Raw genomic sequence first — 17653 nt, 5'->3', positions numbered from 1 at the left:
CGGGCGGCGGGGACCGGTCGCGGCGTGGCGCCCCGGACGGGCGCGAATAAGGGAAACCCGGCACGGGTCCGCGCGGGCGTCGCTACGGTCGGTGCAGGGCCGGACGGCCCGCCGCGCCGATCCCGCCACCGCAGGAGCACCTCGTGCCCACCGCCACGCCGGAGCAGCCCGCCGAGCGGCGACCCCCGGTGCGCGATCCCGAGGCGCCACGCCGGGTGACCCTGCTGGAGCTGTTCTTCGACCTGGTGTACGTGGTCGCGCTCTCGCTCATCTCCCGCGGCCTGGTCACCGAGGTCGACTGGCAACGGGCCCTCCAGTCGCTGATCATGCTGATGGCCATGTGGTGGACCTGGGCGATCACCACCCTGGTCACCGACATGTACGACCCGCAACGTCCCGAGATCAAGCTGCTGATCATCGCGGTCATGTTCGGGGCGCTGCTCATGACCACCGCCATCCCCGATGCGTTCGGCGCCCGCGGGCTGGTCTTCGCCGGGACGTACGTGGCGATCCATCTCGGACGCGGGCTGTTCCTCATGCCGACGGTCCGGCGCCACCGGCAGACCCAGCGCCGGGCGGCCCGCATCTTCATCTGGTTCGCGGTCTCCGCCATCCCCTGGCTCGTCGGCGCCACGGTGAACGGGCACGCCCGCGAGACGCTCTGGCTGCTGGCCCTGGCCATCGACTACCTCGGGTTCCGGCTCGCGTACCCGGTGCCCGGCCTCGGTGTGGTGCCGGACGCCCAGCGCAACGTGACCGCCGAGCACCTGTCGGAGCGTTACCAGCAGTTCTTCATCATCGCGTTGGGCGACGCCATCCTGGTCACCGGCACCGTCTTCAGCCTGCACCACTCCGAGACGGAGAACATCGGCGCCTTCGCCGTCGCGTTCGCCACCACGCTGCTGCTCTGGCGGATCTACGTGCACAAGTCCGGCGAACTGCTGCCGCACGCCATCGCCATGGCGAAGCAGCCGAGCAAGTTCCTGAACTCCGCCCCGTACACCCACCTGCTCATGGTGGCCGGGGTGGTGACCAGCGCGGCGGGCTTCGACCTGGTGCTGCTCGAACCGACCGGGCGCACCCCGCCGGCCTGGCTGGCGATCCTCCTCGGCGGGCCGGCGCTGTTCCTGGTCGGCCGCGCCGCCTTCGAGTACGAGGTGTTCAGCCGGGTGTCGCTCTCCCGCCCCGGCGGCGTCCTGGCGCTGCTCACCATCGCGCCCGGCGCGCTGTTCCTGGCGCCCGTCTACGCCGCGCTCGGGGCGATGCTGGTGCTGGCCGGGGTGGCCGTCGCCGACCACCTGCGCAGCCGGGGCCGGCCGCCCGAGGACCCCTCGCCGCCGCACTGAGCCGTCGCGGCATGGTCGGAATCGGCCGCGCCGCAACCAGGGCGTCGTTTGACCGATCACCCGGTCTGGGTACATGGCCTCCACCTCGAATCCACCACAACCCCAGTGGAGGCAACCCATGCGCGGCACCTCGATAGTCGGCGTCCTGGTCGTCATCTGGCTCGTCATCGGCGCCATCGCCGCCGGCCAGCGCGGTTACTACGGCAACGACGACACCAACTGCGCCGAGGCCGGCACCATCCTCGTCACCATCGTGGCCGGCCCGCTGAACTACATCGGCGCGAACCCCAAGGTGGACTGCCAGCTCCCCGAGCCGTCCAAGTAGGCCGTACCCCCGCACCATCCCGGCCCGCGCCCCGCTCCCCCGCGGCGCGGGCCGTTCCGTGCCCGGCGCGTGCCACGTCACCACCGCTAGGCCGTCCTAGGAGGCTGGGTTCGTCGCCCACCGAGGGTACGGATGGTGCGGCGTTTGCCGGGTCGCGGGGCGGGAAGGGCAGCGGTCCAGCCACGCGGGGACGGGAGACCAGGGCGATGCAGATCGGCTACAAGCTGGCTTCGGAGGCCTTCGGCCCGCAGGAGCTCATCCGACAGGCCGTCCGCGCGGAGCAGGCCGGCTTCGACTTCGTGGAGATGAGCGACCACTACCACCCCTGGCTGGAGGTGCAGGGGCACTCCTGCTTCACCTGGAGCGCGCTCGCGGCCGTCGCCGCGAAGACCAGCACGCTCGGCCTGGCCACCGGGGTCACCTGCCCCTCGGTCCGGTACCACCCGGCCATCATCGCCCAGGCCGCGGCCACCATGGCCCTGATCTCCGACGGCCGGTTCACCCTGGGCGTGGGCGCCGGCGAGCGGCTCAACGAGCACGTGGTGGGGCAGGGCTTCCCGAGCGTCCGCGGCCGGCACGAACGGCTGCGCGAGGCCCTGGAGATCATCCGGCTGCTCTGGCGGGGCGGCTACCAGTCGTACGAGGGCCGGCACCTCCAACTCGAGGACGCCCGGGTCTGGGACCTGCCGGAGACCCCGCCGGTGATCGCCGTGGCCGCCAGCGGGCGGTCCTCCGCGGCGACGGCCGCCGAACTGGGCGACGGGCTCTTCGCCACCGAACCGAAGTCGTCGATCGTCGCGCACTACCGGGAGGCCGGTGGGCAGGGACCGCGCTACGCGGAGGTGCCGCTGGCCTGGGCGCCGGACGAGGAGCAGGCGGTCCAGGCGGCGAAGGAGACCAGCCGGTGGGCGGTCACCGGCTGGAAGGTGATGAGCGAGCTGCCCAACCCGGTGAACTTCGACGCGGCCACGGTCTGGGTCGAGGACCAGCACATCCGGCGGCAGTTCTCGGTCGGGCCGGCCCCCGAGCCGCACCTCGCCAAGGCGCGGGCGTACGTCGAGGCCGGCTACGACCACATCGTGCTCCAGAACGCCGGCCCGGACCCGGACGGCTTCCTGGACTTCTGCGCGGGCGGGTTCCTCGACCGGGTGCGCCAACTCGGCTGACCGGTAGCCGGGCGCAGCCCGGTCCCGGTGGCGGTGTGCGTACCCCTGGATGGTCGGACCGGGACGGGGCCGGCGGCCGGCGGCGGGGCTCAGCCGCCGACATGGATGCCGGGGCGGCGGCCGGAATCCGGCTCGGACTTGCGGATGATCTCCCGGACCACCGGCGGGGTGTCGCCGCGGCCGAGGATCAGGTAGCGCAGCAGGTGCGCGATCGGGTTGCCCTCGGACCACTCGAAGTGGCAGTGCGGGCGGATCCCGGTGGCGTCGCGCAGCGCCAGCAGGATGGCCGCGATGGCGTTGGGCGCGGCCGGGCTGCTGGCGCGCAGGATCCGGTATCCGCCGACCTCCACCCCGTGCACCCGCAGCACCTCGCTGAACCGCGAGGGGTCGCTGATGTCGATCTCCAGGAAGAGCACGTCGGCGGCGCCGGGCACCGGGTTCATGCCGCGCTGCGCGCGTTCCTTGAGCCGGTACTCCTTCAGCGAGCCGCTCTGCCGCTTGTTGGCGATCAGGTGCAGCCGGCCGTCGTGGGCGATCGAGTCGGCGACGAACCGCCGCGCGGCGTCGTCGAACTCGATCCGCTCGGCGCGCAGTTCGGTGGTGCGGGACACCCGGGAGATCAGCGAGACGGCGACGATGCCGGCGATGAACAGGCCGGAGATGGTGATGCCGTCCGGCTTCTCGATGACGTTCTCGGTGAGCGCGTAGAGCAGCACCGCGGTGAGCACGGCGAAGCCGACCGCGGCGAACCGGTGCCGCGCCCGGAACGCGGAGATGGTCACGGCGATCGCGCCGGAGACCATCATGGCCAGGATGCCGGTGGCGTACGCGCCGGCCTGGGCGTTGACGTCGGCCCGGAAGGCGACCGTGATGGCGATGCTGATCGCCGTGTAGACCAGCACCACGGGACGGACCGCCCGTCCCCACTCGGGCGCCATGCCGTAGGTGGGCAGGTAGCGGGGCACGATGTTGATCAGGCCGGCCATCGCCGAGGCGCCGGCGAACCAGAGGATGAGGATGCTGCTGATGTCGTAGACCGTGCCGAACGCCTCGCCCAGGTGCTCGTGGGCCAGGAAGGCCAGCGCCCGGCCGTTGGCCGGCCCGCCGGGCGCGAAGGCGTCCGCCGGGATCAGCACGGTGGTGACGAAGGTGGTGGCGATCAGGTAGACCGACATGATCAGCGCGGCGGTGGCGAGCAGCTTGCGGGTGTTGCGGATCCGCGCCGCCAGCCGCCGCTCGGCGTCGTCGCCGTCCCCCTTGACCAGCGGCATCATGCTCACCCCGGTCTCGAAGCCGGAGAGGCCCAGCACCAGCAGCGGAAACGCGAGCACGCTGGTGGCCAGCACGTCGCCCGCGCCGCCGACCCGGGTCAGCCGGTCGGTCCACCCGCTGAGCGTCCCCGGGTCGGCGGCGACCTCGGCCAGGCCGGCGACCACGATCACCGCGTTCAGCGCGAGGAAGACCCCGACCAGGGGGATGGCGACCTGCACGGCCTCGCTGAAGCCCAGCAGGAACACGCCGCCGAGGACGAGCAGCAGCACCACGGTGACCAGCACGGCCGCCGTGGTGCCGTGCGGGAAGGACTCGGGCAGGATCGGGTTCTCCAGCAGGTGCACGGTCGCGTCGGCGGCGGAGAGCGTGATCGTGATGATCCACGAGGTGGCCACGAAGCCGAGCAGCACCAGCACGAAGACCTTGCCGCGCCAGAACGGCAGCAGCCGTTCCAGCATGGCGACCGAGCCCTGCCCGTGCGGGCTCTCCCGGGCCACCCGCCGGTACATGGGCAGCATCCCGAACAGGGTCAGGGCCACGATCAGCAGGGTCGCGAGCGGGCTCAGCGCGCCGGCCGCCACCGCCGCGATCCCGGGCAGGTAGGACAGGGTCGAGAAGTAGTCGACGCCGGTCAGGCACATCACCTGCCACCAGGGGTGGGCCCGCGCCTGGTGCTCGCGGCTCTCCGGGCCGACCGGCTGCACCCGGTGCTGGAACAGCCAGCGGGTCAGCCGGCTCGCCGGTTCGGACGGCCGGACCGGGCTCTCCACGTACTCCGGCAGGGTCGCGGTCGGGCGGCCACGGTCGCCGTGCTCCGGATCGCGGGCCGCGCGCAGCGCCCGGTCCGCCGCGGTCGCCTGTGCCTGGGGGCGGCGCCCCCGCGTCCGCCGGGGCTGCGCCCCGTCCCGTCCCTCCGCCATCTGCACCCCTTCAGGCCCTGAATCCGACGGTAGGCGGTACCCCGGGCGCGGCCCGGCGGAACCGGGCGAGCGGGAAAAGATCAGGGCGCGCCGGTCAGGGCGTCGCGTAGCGCCTCCGGGTCGGTCACCGTCACCGTGACGGCCGGGTGGCGCGGCCAGGGGCCGGGGGCGAGCGCCGGCACCGGGGTGGCGAGGCGGAGACAGACCCCGGCGGCCACGCTGGTGCCGAAGGTGACCCCGCCGTCGGCCAGGGACAGGTGCGGGCCGACGGCCCGCCACCAGCGGTACGGGCCGCCCAGCTCGACCCCCGCGACGTTGTCCCGGGCGGTGCGCAGCCGCCAGGGGCCGAACCGCACGGTCAGCTCGTCCGGGCCCAGTTCGACGCGGGCGGTCTCCGGCCGCACCCCGAGCAGGGCCAGCGGCAGCCGGAACGCCGGGTCGAACCGGAAGGCGAAGCGGCGGACCGGTCCGGTGTGCGGCATGGCGGGCGGGTACCCGGCACGACCGGACCGACACCCCGTCGTGAGCGCCGGGATGGTGGTCGAGCCCGGGCCCGACGGCGCGCTGCGGCTCACCCCGCTGCCCCGGCCCGGCCCGGGCGGGCCGTTCGCCGCCCTGGTCACCGGGGCGCTCGCCCGGGCCGCGACGGCCGGCGGGGCGGAACGGTTCGGGGTCTGCGCGGCCGACGGGTGTGACGCGCCCTACCTGGACCGGACCCGCGCCGGTCGGCAGCGCTACTGCTGCGAGCCGTGCAACAACCGGGCCGCGGCGGCCGCGTACCGGGGACGGTCCCGGCGCGCCTGACCGGTCCGTCGGCCACCCCCCACGGACGGCGTCCCCGCGTCCACGCCCGGACGGCGGGACGCGGGGACCCCCCGTCCCGGCTACTGGAGGAACGCCCCCAGGGGCGAGAGCAGCAGCCGGCCGAGCAGCGCGGCGTTGTCGTCCAACCGCATCCGCTCACACTCGCGGGCGTCCGGGTCGTGCCGGCAGCGCCAGATCTTCTGCGCGTTGCGCCAGGCCACGTTCCGGGTGTACTCGACCAGTTCGCCCTGGTACCAGTCGTCGATGTCGCCGTTCACCATGTCGATCATCAGCTGCCAGTGGTCCAGGTAGCCGCGGCGCAGCTCCGGGATCCGCTCGGCGAAGATCTTGTTGATCTCCAGGTAGTCGCGGTGCTGGTCGCTGCCGTCGACCGGCTCGGAATCCAGGCTGTCGAAGGTGGTCACCAGCGCGAACGGCAGGTCGTAGTTGATGTGGGCGTTCACCCCGGCGGCGGCCGACGGCAACGGTCGGGCGTCCGGGCCGCGCATCCGCTGGAACAGGCACGACCAGGCCTTCGGGGTGCTCGGGTGGGAGTCGGTCCAGAACCGCATCGCGTCGAAGTAGCGGGCGGCGAACTCCACGTCCAGCCGGGCCAGGAAGGCCGGGTCGGTGAAGCGGTCGTCGTACAGGCCGTCGAGCACCGTCGACGTGATGACCAGGTAGAGCTTGTTGAAGTCGGCCAGCGGGCAGCTCTCCTCCAGCGGAGGCAGCCGGACCAGCAGGTCCTGGAGCTTGGTGAGATGGTCGACGACCGCCGGCACGTCGGCGGGGTGGTCGGCGAGCAGCCCGACGATGTCCTGGTGCACAGGACCCCATACCGGTTCGGTCATCTCTCCTCCACAGTGGTCGGCGCCCCCCACGACGCCACCCGGTGACGCGGGACAGCCTTCCAGCCGGCGTACGCCGGCCGGATCAGTAGAACGACGTATTGCCGACGGACGGCTACTCGGGGCGGTTGCGCAGGAAGATCGCGCTGGCCTGCACCCGGGTGCGGACCTGGAGCTTGTCGAAGATGTGCGACACGTGCACGCCGATGGTCCGCTCGCTGATGAACAGCCGCTGGCCGATCTCCCGGTTGGTCAGCCCCTCGGCCACCGCGGCGAGCACCTCCCGCTCCCGGGCGGTGAGCACCTCCAGCTCGTCCACCGCGAGCGCGGCCGGCGCCGCAGCCCGGGGCCGGGGCGCGGGACGGGCGGCGGCCGGCGCCTCCTCCAGGGGCACCCGGGCCCGCCCGGCCAGGGTGCGGATCTCCTCGCTCAGCGGCACCGCGCCGAGCGCCTGCGCCGTCTCGTGGGCCTGCCGCAACAGCTTGCCGGCGGTGGCCACCCGGCTGCGCCGGGCCAGCAGCGCCTCGGCCTGCCGCAGCCGGGAGTAGGCCGCCGGGTAGGGGTGGTTGCGCCGGTCCCACTCGGTGGCCGCGCGGGCCCACAGCTCCGGGTCGCCCCGGCCGTCGTCCAGCCGGCTCAGCTCGGCGGCGCACAGGGCCAGGAAGGCGTCCGCGACGTAGCGCACCGGGGCGCCCGCCTTCCCGCTCTTGCGGGTCACCCGCTCGACCACCTCGCGCAGCCGGCGGACCGCGTTCGGGTCCACCTCGACCGTGCGGCTGACGGACGCCTCCGCCTCCGCGCGCAGCCCGTGCCACGCCAGGGTGGCCAGCACGATGACGTCGTCGGAGCGGCTCTCGGTCAGGCCGCGCTGCACCGCCTGCCGGGCCAGGTCGTGCCGGCCCTGCCACATGGCCAGCCCGGCCCGCAGGATCAGCATCGGCAGCACGTGCCGGGCCCCGCCGCCGGCCAGCACGGTGGCCACCGCCTCCAGGTCGCGGTCGGAGGCCTCGACGTCGCCGTAGCCGACCGACAGCCGGCACCGGGCGAGCAGCAGCTCGACCGCGTCGGCGCCGGACGGGCGGTGCCGCAGCGCGGCCGCCACGACCTTCTCCGCCTCGGCCCACTGCCCCACCCGGAACAGCCCGTTGGTGGCGATGGCCAGCAGCCGGGTCTCCCAGGTGCGGCCCAGCCCCAGCTCGGCGACCCGCTCGGCGCCCCGGCGGGCGACCACCACACCCTCCTCGAGGATGTTCAGCGGCCCGGTGAGCAGCTCGGCCAGGTGCAGGTACGCGCAGGCCACGTCCTCCGGCCGGCCGGAGCGCTCGGCGGTGTCCAGCGCCCGGCGCATGACGGCCAGCCCGGCGTCCGGATCCTCCAGATAGGCCTCGCTGAACCCCAGCGCGGCGCTGGCCAGCACCACCTCCGAGGCGGCGCCCTCGACCTCGGCGGCGAGCCGGAGCGCCTCCCGCGCCTGGTCGCCGGCCTCGGCGTAGCGGCCCAGGTGCAGCAGCAGCTCGGCCAGGTGTGCGGCGGCGGTGGCCCGTTCCCGCGGCGTGCAGTCGGCCGACGCCAGCACCTGCCGGTACTCGGCCTCGGCCGGCGCCGATCGCCCGGCGGCGGCCAGGTAGCGGGCCCGCCGGATGTGAAGGGCGCAGGTGGGCGGGCCGGCCGGGTCGGCGGCCAACTCCTCCAGCAGGGCCAGGGCGCGGGCGTGCTCGCCGCAGTGGTGCGCCGACTCGGCCGCGTGGGTCAGCAGCTCGGCCCGGTCCACCTCGACCGGTTCGGGTCGGCCGCCGTCGGGCAGCACGGCGGGTGGGGTGTCGGCCAGGCTCAGCGCGGCCGACCAGTGGCGGTGCGCCTCGGCGTAGCCGTGCAACCGCTCGGCCTCCCGGGCGGCGGCCATGGCGGCCGGCAGGGCCCGGGCCGGCTCGCCGGCCAGCCGCCAGTGGTGGGCCAGCCGGGCCTGGTGCAGCTCGGCGGTGGCCGAGGTGAGCGTCTCGGCGTAGCGGCGGTGCAGCGCGGCCCGCTCGGCGGGGAGCAGCTCGTGCGCCAGCACCTCGGCGACCAGGCGGTGCCGCAGCCGGTAGCCGTCGTCGGCGCCGACCAGCAGCCGGTGTGCCACGGCCTCCCGGACCGCCTCGATGAGCTGGTCCTCCGGAAGCCGGACGACCTGGGCCAGCAGCCAGTGCTCGACCGGCTCGACCCCGGCGGCGACCGCGTGCACCACGGCGTGCGCGGGCTGCGGGAGCGCGTCGACCCGGGCCAGGAAGACCTCGCGCAGCGTGTCGGAGAGCCCGTCGTGGCCGTCGCGCAGGTCGCGGGCCAGTTCCTCCACCACGAAGGGGTTGCCGCCGCTGCGCTGCCACAGCTGGTCGGCGGCCTCGGGGGGCAGCGGCGTGCCGACGATCGCGGCGGCCAGCTCGTCGGTGCCGGCCCGGTCCAGCGGCGCCAGGTCCACCACCCGGACCGAGCGCAGCCGGCGCAGCTCGGTGAGCACGCGGCGCAGCGGGTGCGCGCCCTGCAACGACTCGGCGCGGATCGCGGCCAGCACCGACAGCTGGAGGTCGCCGAGGCCGGCGAGCAGGTAGAGCAGGAGCTGGCGGGTGCTCCGGTCCACCCACTGGAGGTCGTCGAGCACGAGCACCAGCGGCCGCCCGGCGGCGACCAGGTGCAGGCCGCGCGAGACCCGTTCCAGCAGCGCGCCCGCGCCGTCCGGACCGGGGGTCTCCTCGTCGAAGACCTGGAGCAGGCCGCGGACGGCCGAGGAGGTGCGTGCCTCGGTCAGGTCGGCGTCGAGGCGGCGCAGCGCCTGGCGGACCGGGTGCAGCGGGGAGGCGTCGCCGATGTCGAGGCAGGCGCCGGTGAGGACCAGTGCTCCCCCGGCCCGCAGCCGCTCGCCCACCTCGGCCAGCAGCCGGGTCTTGCCCACGCCGCTCTCGCCGGTGAGGAACACCGCCGCGGTCTGCCCGGGGGCGACGTCGTCGAGCAGCGCCGACCGGAGCGCCGCCACCGTGTCGGCACGGCCGACGAGCGGCGCGGTGTCCACATCGCTGGCCATGCCACGCAGCCTAGTCACAGGTTCCCGCACCGTTCTACGGGCTCAGTGCCCTTGTGGTACTCCTCGCGTCGACATTGCGACTAATGGTTGCGGGTGGTCGACATACGTCGTCCTACCGATCCCCCGAGGACCCGGTGGTGAAAGTGTCCGGAGGTCGTCAGGGCACCGGACCGGGGAGAGGGTGGGGGCGATGTTGATCACCACGCCCGTGGGGAGTCGGGAAGCCGTGACCGCCGCGCTTTGGCCGGTGCCGGAGGAGCGGCGCACGGTCACCGTGCTCTTCGCCGACATCGTCGGGTCGACCGGGCTGGTCGAGCGGCTCGACCCCGAGGACGTCCGGGCGCTGCAACAGGCGTACTTCGGCACAGTGGCCGCAGTGCTGCGCCGGTGGCACGGCGTGGTGGAGAAGTACGTCGGCGACGCGGTGATGGCGCTGTTCGGGGCGCACGGGTCCGACGGGTTCGACGCGTACCGGGGGGTGCGCGCCGGGCTGGAGATCCAGGCCGCGCTGGACCGGCGGCTGCCGGCCGGCACGCGGCTGCGGGTCCGGGTCGGCGTGGCCACCGGCGAGGTGCTGGTCGACCTGGCCGGCACCCGCGACGGCGGGCACGGCGCGGCCAGCGGCGCGGTCATCACCACGGCGGCCCGGCTCCAGGAGTACGCCCCGCCCGGCGGGGTGGTGGTCTGCGCGGCCACCCGGCGGGCCGTCGCCGGCCTGGTCGAGCAGCGCCCGCTGGCCACCATGGCGGTGGCCGGCAAGGCGCAGCCGCTGGACGTCTGGCGGGTGACCGGAGTGGCCCGCCACCGGCCGGCCCGCCACCACGGCCCGCTGGTCGGCCGCCGCCGCGAACTGGCCACGGCCGGCGAGGAGATCACCCGGGCGGTACGGGAGCGACGTCCACGCTGGATCTCGCTGGTCGGCCCGGCCGGCAGCGGGCGCAGCCGGATGCTGCACGAGCTGGTCCGGGCGGTGTCGACGGTGGACGGCGCCCCGGTGCGGTGGTGCGTGGCGCACTGCCCGCCGTTCCCGGACGGGGAGCTGGCGCCGCTGGCGGACATGGTCCGCGCCGTCGCCGGGGTCCGGGACACCCACCCGCCCGAGACCGTACGCCGGCGGGTGGGCACCGCCCTGGACGGGCTGCTGCCGCCGGCGCGGCGGGGTGCCGCGGCGCACGCGCTGGCCGAGTTCCTGGCCGCGCCGCGCGACGCCGGTGCGGCCGCCCGCGGCGCCGAGGTGTGGCGGGAGGCCCTGCTCGGCCTGGCCGCCGCGCAGCCCGTGGTGGTGGCGGTGGACGACCTGGACCGGGCCGCGCCGGCGCTGAACCGGTTCCTGCACCGGCTCTTCGCCGCCGCGAGCGAGCGGGGGCTGCCGCTCGCGGTGGTGGCGACCCATGGCCCGGGCTGGGCCGACCTGCTGCCCGGCGCGGCCGGCCGCCGGCGCCGGGTGCCGCTGCCCGCGCTGGGCACCGTCGACACGGGACGGTTGCTGCGGCACCTGCTCGACCGGGCCGGCCGGCCCGCCGCGCGGGCCGCGGCGCTGCTCCCGCTGGTGGGCGGCAGCCCGGCCGCCGCGGCGGCGTACGCCGCGACGCCGGACGCCGACGGCGAGCCGGGCGGGGTGCCGGAGCCGGTCCGCCGCCTGGTCGACGCCCGGCTGGACCGGCTGGACGGCGAGCGGCGGGCGGTGCTGATGGCTGCCGCGGCCCGGGGCGCGGAGGTCCCGGCCGCCACGGTGGACCGGATGCTCGGCTGGCCGGCCGGGCGCGCCGAGCCCGCCCTGCGCGCGCTTGTCGACGCCGGCCTGCTACGCCGCACGGCCACCGGCGGCTACGCGGTCGCCGAGCCGGCGGTGGCCCGGGTGGCCGCGCACCGACTGCCGCGCGCGGTCCGGGCGGAGTTCACCCGCCGGCTGGGGGACGCCGGGACGGCCGTGGCGATCCGTCCGGCCGGGGCGGTCACGGACGGCGTCGGGGGCCGGGCAGCCTGCCCGGCGGGGGCGGTACGCCGGTCGGGTGGAGGGGCCCGACCGGCGCCGGTCCCGGCGGCGGCCGGCCGGACGCGGGGCGGACCGGCCGCGGGCACCGACGGGGCCGTCAGTTCGCCGGTCGACGGCGGGGCGGGGCGGGCCGGCGCCGCGGCGGGCCGACCGGTGGGGGTGTCGGGGGGCGCCCCCGCCGGGCGGGCTCGTGACACGGCCCGCACCGGGGGGAACCGGGCCGGACGGCCGGCGCGGGGGCGCCTCGGGCTGTTCCCGGGGCTCGTCGACGCGTTACCGGGCGGCCCGGCGACCGGGTCGGTGGGCCGGGTCGGACCGGTGGGCGGGCGGCCGCCGACCGTCGGGCCGCCGCATCCGCCGCACGGCGGCCGGAAGCGGCTCGACGCCGGGCCCGATTCGGGCCGACCACGCCGGGCCGGCGCGGCCGCCGCCTGAGACGCGACGTCCGGGCCGGAGCGGGCACGGGGCCACTCCGACCCGGACGTCGTCCGGGCCACCGCATCCTGGGCGTCCATGGCCACGAGCGCGGCCGGGAGACGGCGCCGTGGCGAGGTGCGCGGCCGGTCGGTCGGCGGTCAGCGGTCGGCGAGGAACGCCAGGACGCGGTCCCAGGTGAGCGCGGCGGCCGGCGCCTCGTGGTCGGGCGTGCCGGGATCGGTGAAGAGATGCCCGGCACCCGGATAACGGTGCACGGTCAGCTCCGCGCCGGCCGCCGTCATCGCCCGCTGCCAGTCGTCCACCTCGTCCTGCGGCTCGTACTCGTCCGGGTCGGCGAGGTGCAGCTGCACGGGCAGGCCGGGGCGTACCGAGCCGGGGTCGCCGCCGGTGCCGTGCAGCAGGATCAGCGCCGCCGCCTCCGGCCGCTCGGCGAGCAGCGCCCCGGCGACGCCGGCGCCCATCGAGAAGCCGGCCAGCACGGTCTCGGCGGGCAGGTCGGCAGCCGCCGCGCGGGCCCGGTCGAGGACCGTGTCCCGGCCGATCTTGTCCAACAGCGCGAAGCCGGCGTCGACGGTGTCCGCGGCCGGCACCTCGTACAGGTCGGGGGTCGTCACCCGGTGCCCGGCGGCGCGGAGCCGGTCGGCGGCGGCCAGCACGGCGGGCCGCAGCCCGTACACGGAGTGCAGGAGCAGGATGTGTGCCATTGGCTCATCCTGGCGCGCGCCCCACTGGGCAGCGGGAGCGGCGCGCCGGTCAGTCCCGGGCGATCGTGCGGCTGCGGCCGCGGAACTCGGCGACCACCTCGCCGTCCCGCCACACGGTGACGTCGTAGATGCCGCTGCGGCCGTAGCGGACCCGCTCGGCGGCCCGGGCCACCAGCAGGTCGCCCTCGCGGACCGGGCGGAGGAAGCTGATCTCGCCGCCGGCGGCCACAGTGGCGGGGCCGTGGCTGTTGCAGGCCAGCGCGAACGCGGTGTCGGCGAGCAGGAAGACGAAGCCGCCGTGGCCGATGGCGTGGCCGTTGAGCATGGTCGCGGTGACCCGCATCCGGGCCACCGCCGCGCCGTCGCCGGCCGAGACCAGCTCGATGCCGAGCCCCTTGGACGCCACGTCGGCGTCGAACATGTCGTGGGCCGCGGTGCGGCCGTCGTCACCCGCCACGTCAGCGCCCCTGCCGCTGGTCGACGATCCGGCGCATCTTGCCCATCGAGCGCTCCACCCCGTCCGGCTCGATGACCTGCACCGCCACGCTCACCCCGATGGTGTTCTTGACCTGCTCGACCAGGGCCTTCCCGGCCCGCTCGGCCTCGTCGGCGGCCACCCCGGCCCGCCGCTCCACCTTGACGGTGAGGGAGTCCATCCGGCCCTGCCGGTCCAGCACGCACTGGAAGTGCGGCGAGAGCGCGGGCGTACGCAGGATCAGCTCCTCGATCTGGGTCGGGAAGACGTTGACCCCGCGGACGATCATCATGTCGTCGGTCCGGCCGGTGATCTTCTCGATCCGACGCATGGTGCGGGCGGTGCCGGGCAGCAGCCGGGTGAGGTCCCGGGTGCGGTAGCGGACCACCGGCATGGCCTCCTTGGTGAGCGAGGTGAGCACCAGCTCGCCCCGCTCGCCGTCGGGCAGCACCTCGCCGGTCACCGGGTCGATGATCTCCGGGTAGAAGTGGTCCTCCCAGAGGTGCAGGCCGTCCTTGGTCTCCACGCACTCGACGGCCACCCCGGGGCCCATCACCTCGGAGAGGCCGTAGATGTCGACGGCGTGCATGTCGAGGCGCTGCTCCATCTCCCGGCGCATGTCCCCGGTCCACGGCTCGGCGCCGAAGATGCCCACCTGGAGCGAGGTGGACTTCGGGTCGACTCCCTGGCGCTCCATCTCGTCGACGATGGCCAGCATGTAGCTGGGCGTGACCATGATGATCTCCGGCGCGAAGTCGCGGATCAGCATGACCTGCCGCTCGGTCATGCCACCGGAGACCGGGATGACCGTGCAGCCCAACTCCTCGGCGCCGTAGTGCGCGCCGAGCCCGCCGGTGAAGAGCCCGTAGCCGTACGCCACGTGCACGCGGTCGCCGGGACGGCCGCCGGAGGCCCGGATGGAGCGGGCCATGAGCTTCGCCCAGGTGTCCAGGTCGGCGCGGGTGTAGCCGACGACGGTGGGGCGGCCCGTGGTGCCCGACGAGGCGTGCAGCCGGGCGACGCGCTCGCGGGGCACGGCGAACATGCCGAACGGGTAGTTCTCCCGCAGCTCGGCCTTGCCGGTGAACGGGAAGCGGGCCAGGTCGGCCAGGTCGCGCAGGTCGTCGGGGTGCACCCCGGCCGCCTCGAAGGCCCGCCGGTAGTGCGGCACGTTCTCGTACGCGTGCCGCAGCGACCAGCGCAGCCGGTCCAGTTGCAGCGCCCGCAACTCGTCGACGCCGGCCCGCTCGACGGGTTCCAGCTCGTCCGGACGAGGGGCGCGGTCCTGCACGGTGACCTCCTGGGCGACGGGTCCGCCGGCACCGCGTCGCGCCGGGCGGGTGCCGATCACCGTACGCCCGTACGGCCCGTCCTGCCAGGTCAGGGGTTGTCCGGGTCGAGTCCGCGCTCGGGCATCAGCGCGTTCAGTGGGCGGCGGGGAGCCGGTGCAGCGCGTCGACCAGCGGCGCCAGTTCGGGGGTGCGCTCACCCTCGGCGAGCGCGTCGGCGAGCACCCGGTCGTGGGTGGGACGGGCCCGGCCGAGCAGGTCCGAGCCGGCCGGGGTCAGCTCGGTGTAGATGCCGCGCCGGTCGTCCGCGCAGAGGACCCGGGTGAGCAGGCCGCGCTCCTCCAGCCGGGTGACCAGGCGGGTGGTGGCGCTGCCGGAGAGCGCCGCGGCGCGGGCGAGCTGCCGCATCCGCATGTGCCAGCCGTGCTGCCGGGAGAGCGCGTCGAGCACCGTGTACTCGACGACGGAGAGGTCGTGCTCGGCCTGGAGCGCGCGTTCCAGGGCGGTCTCGATCAGGCCGTGCAGCGCGGCGAGCGTACGCCAGCCCTGCGCGCGGATCTCGACCGCGTCGTCGGCGATCCCCATGGCGCCCCCTCCGGTGTGACGTGGACGTCGCCCAGGTTACCACCCTTGCGCCGGTATAAAGCGCGTGCAACTATTTCGTTGTCGGCGCGGGTAGTTGCACGCGCTTTCTGTTTTCCGACACATGGATTGGGTACGGCATGGCACAGCGCACCTCGGCCCTCCCCGGCGGCCTGATCGCCCTGGCGATCGGGGCGTTCGGCATCGGGCTGACCGAGTTCGTGATCATGGGGCTGCTCCCCCAGGTCGCCGCCGACTTCGGGGTCAGCGAGTCGGTCGCCGGCTGGTTGATCTCCGGGTACGCCCTCAGCGTCGCCGTGGGCGGCGTGGCGCTCACCGCCGCCGTCACCCGGCTGCGCCGCAAGCCGGTGCTGCTCGGGCTCATGGTGCTCTTCATCGCCGGCAACCTGCTCTCCGCCCTGGCCGGCGACTACGCGACCATGCTGGCCGGCCGGATCGTCGCGGCGCTGTGCCACGGCGCGTTCTTCGGCATCGGCGCGGTGGTGGCGACCGGCCTGGTCCCGGCGGCCCGGCGGGCGGGCGCGGTCGCCCTCATGTTCACCGGCCTGACCGCCGCCAACGTCCTCGGCGTGCCCTTCGGCACCCTCCTCGGCCAGCACCTCGGCTGGCGGGCCACGTTCTGGGCGATCACCGGCATCGGGCTGGTCGCCCTGGTCGGCCTCGCCCTCCTGGTGCCCGGGCGCGGTCCGGCGAGCGACGCCGCGCCGACCGGCGGCCTGCGTGGCGAACTGCGGGCGTTCACCCACGCCCAGGTCTGGTTCTCGCTGGTGGTCACCGTGCTCGGCTTCGGCGGCATGTTCGGCGCGTTCACCTACATCGCCTACACGCTCACGGAGGTGAGCGGCTTCGCCACCGGGACCGTGCCGTGGCTGCTGGTGCTCTTCGGCGTCGGACTCTTCGCCGGCAACCTGGCCGGCGGCCGGGCCGCGGACGTGTCGCTCTCCCGGACGCTGGTCACCGTCCTCGCGGTGCTCACCCTGGTGCTGGTCGGTTTCGCGCTGACCGCCGGGAGCCCGGTGCTGACCGTGGGCTCGTTGCTGCTGATGGGCGCGTTCGGCTTCGCCACCGTGCCCCCGCTGCAGATGCGGATCATGAAGTACGCCCGCCGGGCGCCGACACTGGCCTCCGGGGCGAACATCGCCGCGTTCAACGTCGGCAACGCGCTCGGTGCCTGGCTCGGCGGGCTCACCATCGACGCCGGCCTCGGCTTCACCGCCCCGATCTGGGCCGGCGCCGGGCTCACCCTGCTCGGCCTCGCGGTGCTGCTGGTGGCCGAGCGGCAGGCCCGCCGTACCCCGGTGGACGCGGCGGCCCGCGAGCTGGCCGACGTGGCGGCCTGACGCGCGGGTGCCGCCGGTCCCGCCGTCAGTGGGCCCGGCCGGACCGGCCGGCGGCGGGCTCGGCCGGGGGCCGCCAGGCCCGGCAGGACCCGGCCGGGCGGCGTTATGCTCGGCGCGGCGGTGGGGCCCGCCGTCCCGGAACGTGCCGGGAGAACCGCGACACGCTCGCCAACGGTCCCTGCCAGTGATGCCCGTCCTGGTGGGAGGCACCGTGACCGGACCGTCCGAGTTCCGCGTCGACCCCGATGTCGACCTGCACGTCCCCGCCGACCGGCGGGAGCTGGCCGCGCACCCGGCGGCCGTGCTCGGCGTCATCGCGGCCGGCGGGGTGCTCGGCGCGCTGGCCCGGGCCGGGCTCCAGGCCGCGTTCCCGCACCCGCCCACCGGTTTCCCGTGGGCCACCTTCGGCATCAACCTCGGCGGCTGCCTGCTGATCGGCGCGCTCATGGCGGTGCTCACCGCCCGCCCGCCCGGCCCGCTGGTCCGGCCGTTCCTCGGCGTCGGCGTGCTCGGCGGCTTCACCACCTTCTCCACCTACGCGGTGGACGCCCAGCGGGCGATCGCCGCCGGGGCGCCCGGCACGGCGCTGGCGTACCTGGCGGCGACCCTCGCCGGGGCGCTGCTGGCGGTCTGGGCCGGGGACGCCGTGGCCGGCCGGCTGCTGGCCCGGGCCGAGGTCGGGGCGGCGCGGTGACCGTCCTGCTGATCGCGCTCGGGGCGGCGCTGGGCGCGCCGCTGCGTTACCTGACCGACCGGGCCGTGCAGGCCCGCCACGACTCCCCCTTCCCCTGGGGCACCCTGACCGTCAACGTCGCCGGGTCGCTGCTGCTCGGCGCGGTGGCCGCGGTGCCCGCCTCCCCCGCGGTGACCGCGCTGGTCGGCACCGGCTTCTGCGGCGCGCTGACCACCTGGTCCACGCTCAGCTACGAGACGCTGTGGCTGCACCGCGAGGGCGCCCGCGGGCACGCCCTGGCCAACGTGCTGGGCAGCCTCGCCGCCGGCCTCGCCGCGGCCACCGTCGGCTACGCCCTGGCCCGCGCCGTCACCGGCTGATCCGCCACGTTCACCC

General features: G+C 75.5%; 16 protein-coding genes. 8 read left to right on the top strand and 8 right to left on the bottom strand.

Annotated features, from left to right (window positions below; genetic code table 11):
* The first annotated feature begins 143 nt into the window (after window positions 1-143).
* From FXF50_RS01765 to FXF50_RS01755, 3 genes are all read left to right on the top strand, one after another.
* Complete coding sequence (locus FXF50_RS01765; RefSeq protein WP_148425419.1) at window positions 144-1346, top strand: low temperature requirement protein A; 1203 nt, start codon at window positions 144-146, stop codon at window positions 1344-1346.
* A gap of 118 nt (window positions 1347-1464) precedes the next feature.
* Complete coding sequence (locus FXF50_RS01760; protein WP_148425418.1) at window positions 1465-1671, top strand: hypothetical protein; 207 nt, start codon at window positions 1465-1467, stop codon at window positions 1669-1671.
* Between the two features lie 206 nt (window positions 1672-1877).
* Entirely contained in the window at window positions 1878-2837 is a 960-nt protein-coding gene (locus tag FXF50_RS01755) for a TIGR03557 family F420-dependent LLM class oxidoreductase (protein WP_148425417.1), read from the top strand.
* An 89-nt stretch (window positions 2838-2926) separates the two neighbouring features.
* Here FXF50_RS01755 and FXF50_RS01750 read toward each other — a convergent pair whose 3' ends face one another.
* Window positions 2927-5029, bottom strand: a complete 2103-nt coding sequence (locus tag FXF50_RS01750; RefSeq protein WP_187399471.1) for an amino acid transporter — start codon at window positions 5027-5029, stop codon at window positions 2927-2929.
* A gap of 80 nt (window positions 5030-5109) precedes the next feature.
* Window positions 5110-5511, bottom strand: coding sequence for a hypothetical protein (locus tag FXF50_RS01745; protein WP_148425416.1), 402 nt, complete (start codon window positions 5509-5511; stop codon window positions 5110-5112).
* Window positions 5512-5551: 40 nt separating this feature from the next.
* Here FXF50_RS01745 and FXF50_RS01740 point away from each other — a divergent pair, with 40 nt between their 5' ends.
* Window positions 5552-5833, top strand: coding sequence for a CGNR zinc finger domain-containing protein (locus FXF50_RS01740; RefSeq protein ID WP_222865964.1), 282 nt, complete (start codon window positions 5552-5554; stop codon window positions 5831-5833).
* A gap of 80 nt (window positions 5834-5913) precedes the next feature.
* Here the strand turns inward: FXF50_RS01740 and FXF50_RS01735 are convergent, their stop codons facing one another.
* Together FXF50_RS01735 and FXF50_RS01730 are read right to left on the bottom strand one after the other, a co-directional pair.
* Window positions 5914-6684 carry a DUF5995 family protein gene (locus FXF50_RS01735; protein ID WP_148425414.1) on the bottom strand — a complete coding sequence of 257 codons (771 nt, stop codon included), beginning with the start codon at window positions 6682-6684 and terminating at the stop codon, window positions 5914-5916.
* 112 nt (window positions 6685-6796) lie between these two features.
* Entirely contained in the window at window positions 6797-9739 is a 2943-nt protein-coding gene (locus FXF50_RS01730) for a helix-turn-helix transcriptional regulator (RefSeq protein ID WP_148425413.1), read from the bottom strand.
* A gap of 226 nt (window positions 9740-9965) precedes the next feature.
* Between FXF50_RS01730 and FXF50_RS01725 the strand changes: the two genes are divergently transcribed.
* Window positions 9966-12170: an adenylate/guanylate cyclase domain-containing protein gene (locus FXF50_RS01725; protein ID WP_255509835.1), complete on the top strand. Its 2205-nt coding sequence runs from the start codon at window positions 9966-9968 to the stop codon at window positions 12168-12170.
* 140 nt (window positions 12171-12310) lie between these two features.
* Here FXF50_RS01725 and FXF50_RS01720 read toward each other — a convergent pair whose 3' ends face one another.
* The 4 genes from FXF50_RS01720 to FXF50_RS01705 form a co-directional block, all read right to left on the bottom strand.
* The gene (locus FXF50_RS01720) at window positions 12311-12877 is read right to left on the bottom strand and encodes a dienelactone hydrolase family protein (RefSeq protein WP_148425411.1); all 567 of its coding nucleotides are present in this window, start codon (window positions 12875-12877) and stop codon (window positions 12311-12313) included.
* 49 nt (window positions 12878-12926) lie between these two features.
* On the bottom strand, window positions 12927-13298 hold the full coding sequence (paaI, locus tag FXF50_RS01715; protein ID WP_255509864.1) for a hydroxyphenylacetyl-CoA thioesterase PaaI: 372 nt from the start codon (window positions 13296-13298) through the stop codon (window positions 12927-12929).
* A gap of 37 nt (window positions 13299-13335) precedes the next feature.
* Window positions 13336-14643: a phenylacetate--CoA ligase PaaK gene (gene paaK, locus FXF50_RS01710; protein ID WP_148425409.1), complete on the bottom strand. Its 1308-nt coding sequence runs from the start codon at window positions 14641-14643 to the stop codon at window positions 13336-13338.
* 133 nt (window positions 14644-14776) lie between these two features.
* Window positions 14777-15226, bottom strand: a complete 450-nt coding sequence (locus FXF50_RS01705) for a MarR family winged helix-turn-helix transcriptional regulator (RefSeq protein WP_148425408.1) — start codon at window positions 15224-15226, stop codon at window positions 14777-14779.
* A gap of 137 nt (window positions 15227-15363) precedes the next feature.
* Here FXF50_RS01705 and FXF50_RS01700 point away from each other — a divergent pair, with 137 nt between their 5' ends.
* The 3 genes from FXF50_RS01700 to crcB all read left to right on the top strand — a co-directional run bounded on the left by FXF50_RS01700 (window position 15364) and on the right by crcB (window position 17637).
* Entirely contained in the window at window positions 15364-16584 is a 1221-nt protein-coding gene (locus tag FXF50_RS01700) for an MFS transporter (RefSeq protein ID WP_148425407.1), read from the top strand.
* A 199-nt stretch (window positions 16585-16783) separates the two neighbouring features.
* Window positions 16784-17278 carry a CrcB family protein gene (locus FXF50_RS01695; RefSeq protein WP_187399487.1) on the top strand — a complete coding sequence of 165 codons (495 nt, stop codon included), beginning with the start codon at window positions 16784-16786 and terminating at the stop codon, window positions 17276-17278.
* On the top strand, window positions 17275-17637 hold the full coding sequence (gene crcB, locus FXF50_RS01690; protein WP_148425405.1) for a fluoride efflux transporter CrcB: 363 nt from the start codon (window positions 17275-17277) through the stop codon (window positions 17635-17637). Before FXF50_RS01695 ends, crcB begins: the two co-directional genes overlap by 4 nt.
* Window positions 17638-17653: the final 16 nt, after the last annotated feature.

It is taken from the genome of Micromonospora sp. AP08 (assembly GCF_008085935.1).
Lineage (GTDB): Bacteria > Actinomycetota > Actinomycetes > Mycobacteriales > Micromonosporaceae > Micromonospora > Micromonospora chersina.
The sequence above is the reverse complement of the archived record's forward strand: the minus strand, read 5'-3'. Positions and strand labels throughout refer to the sequence as shown.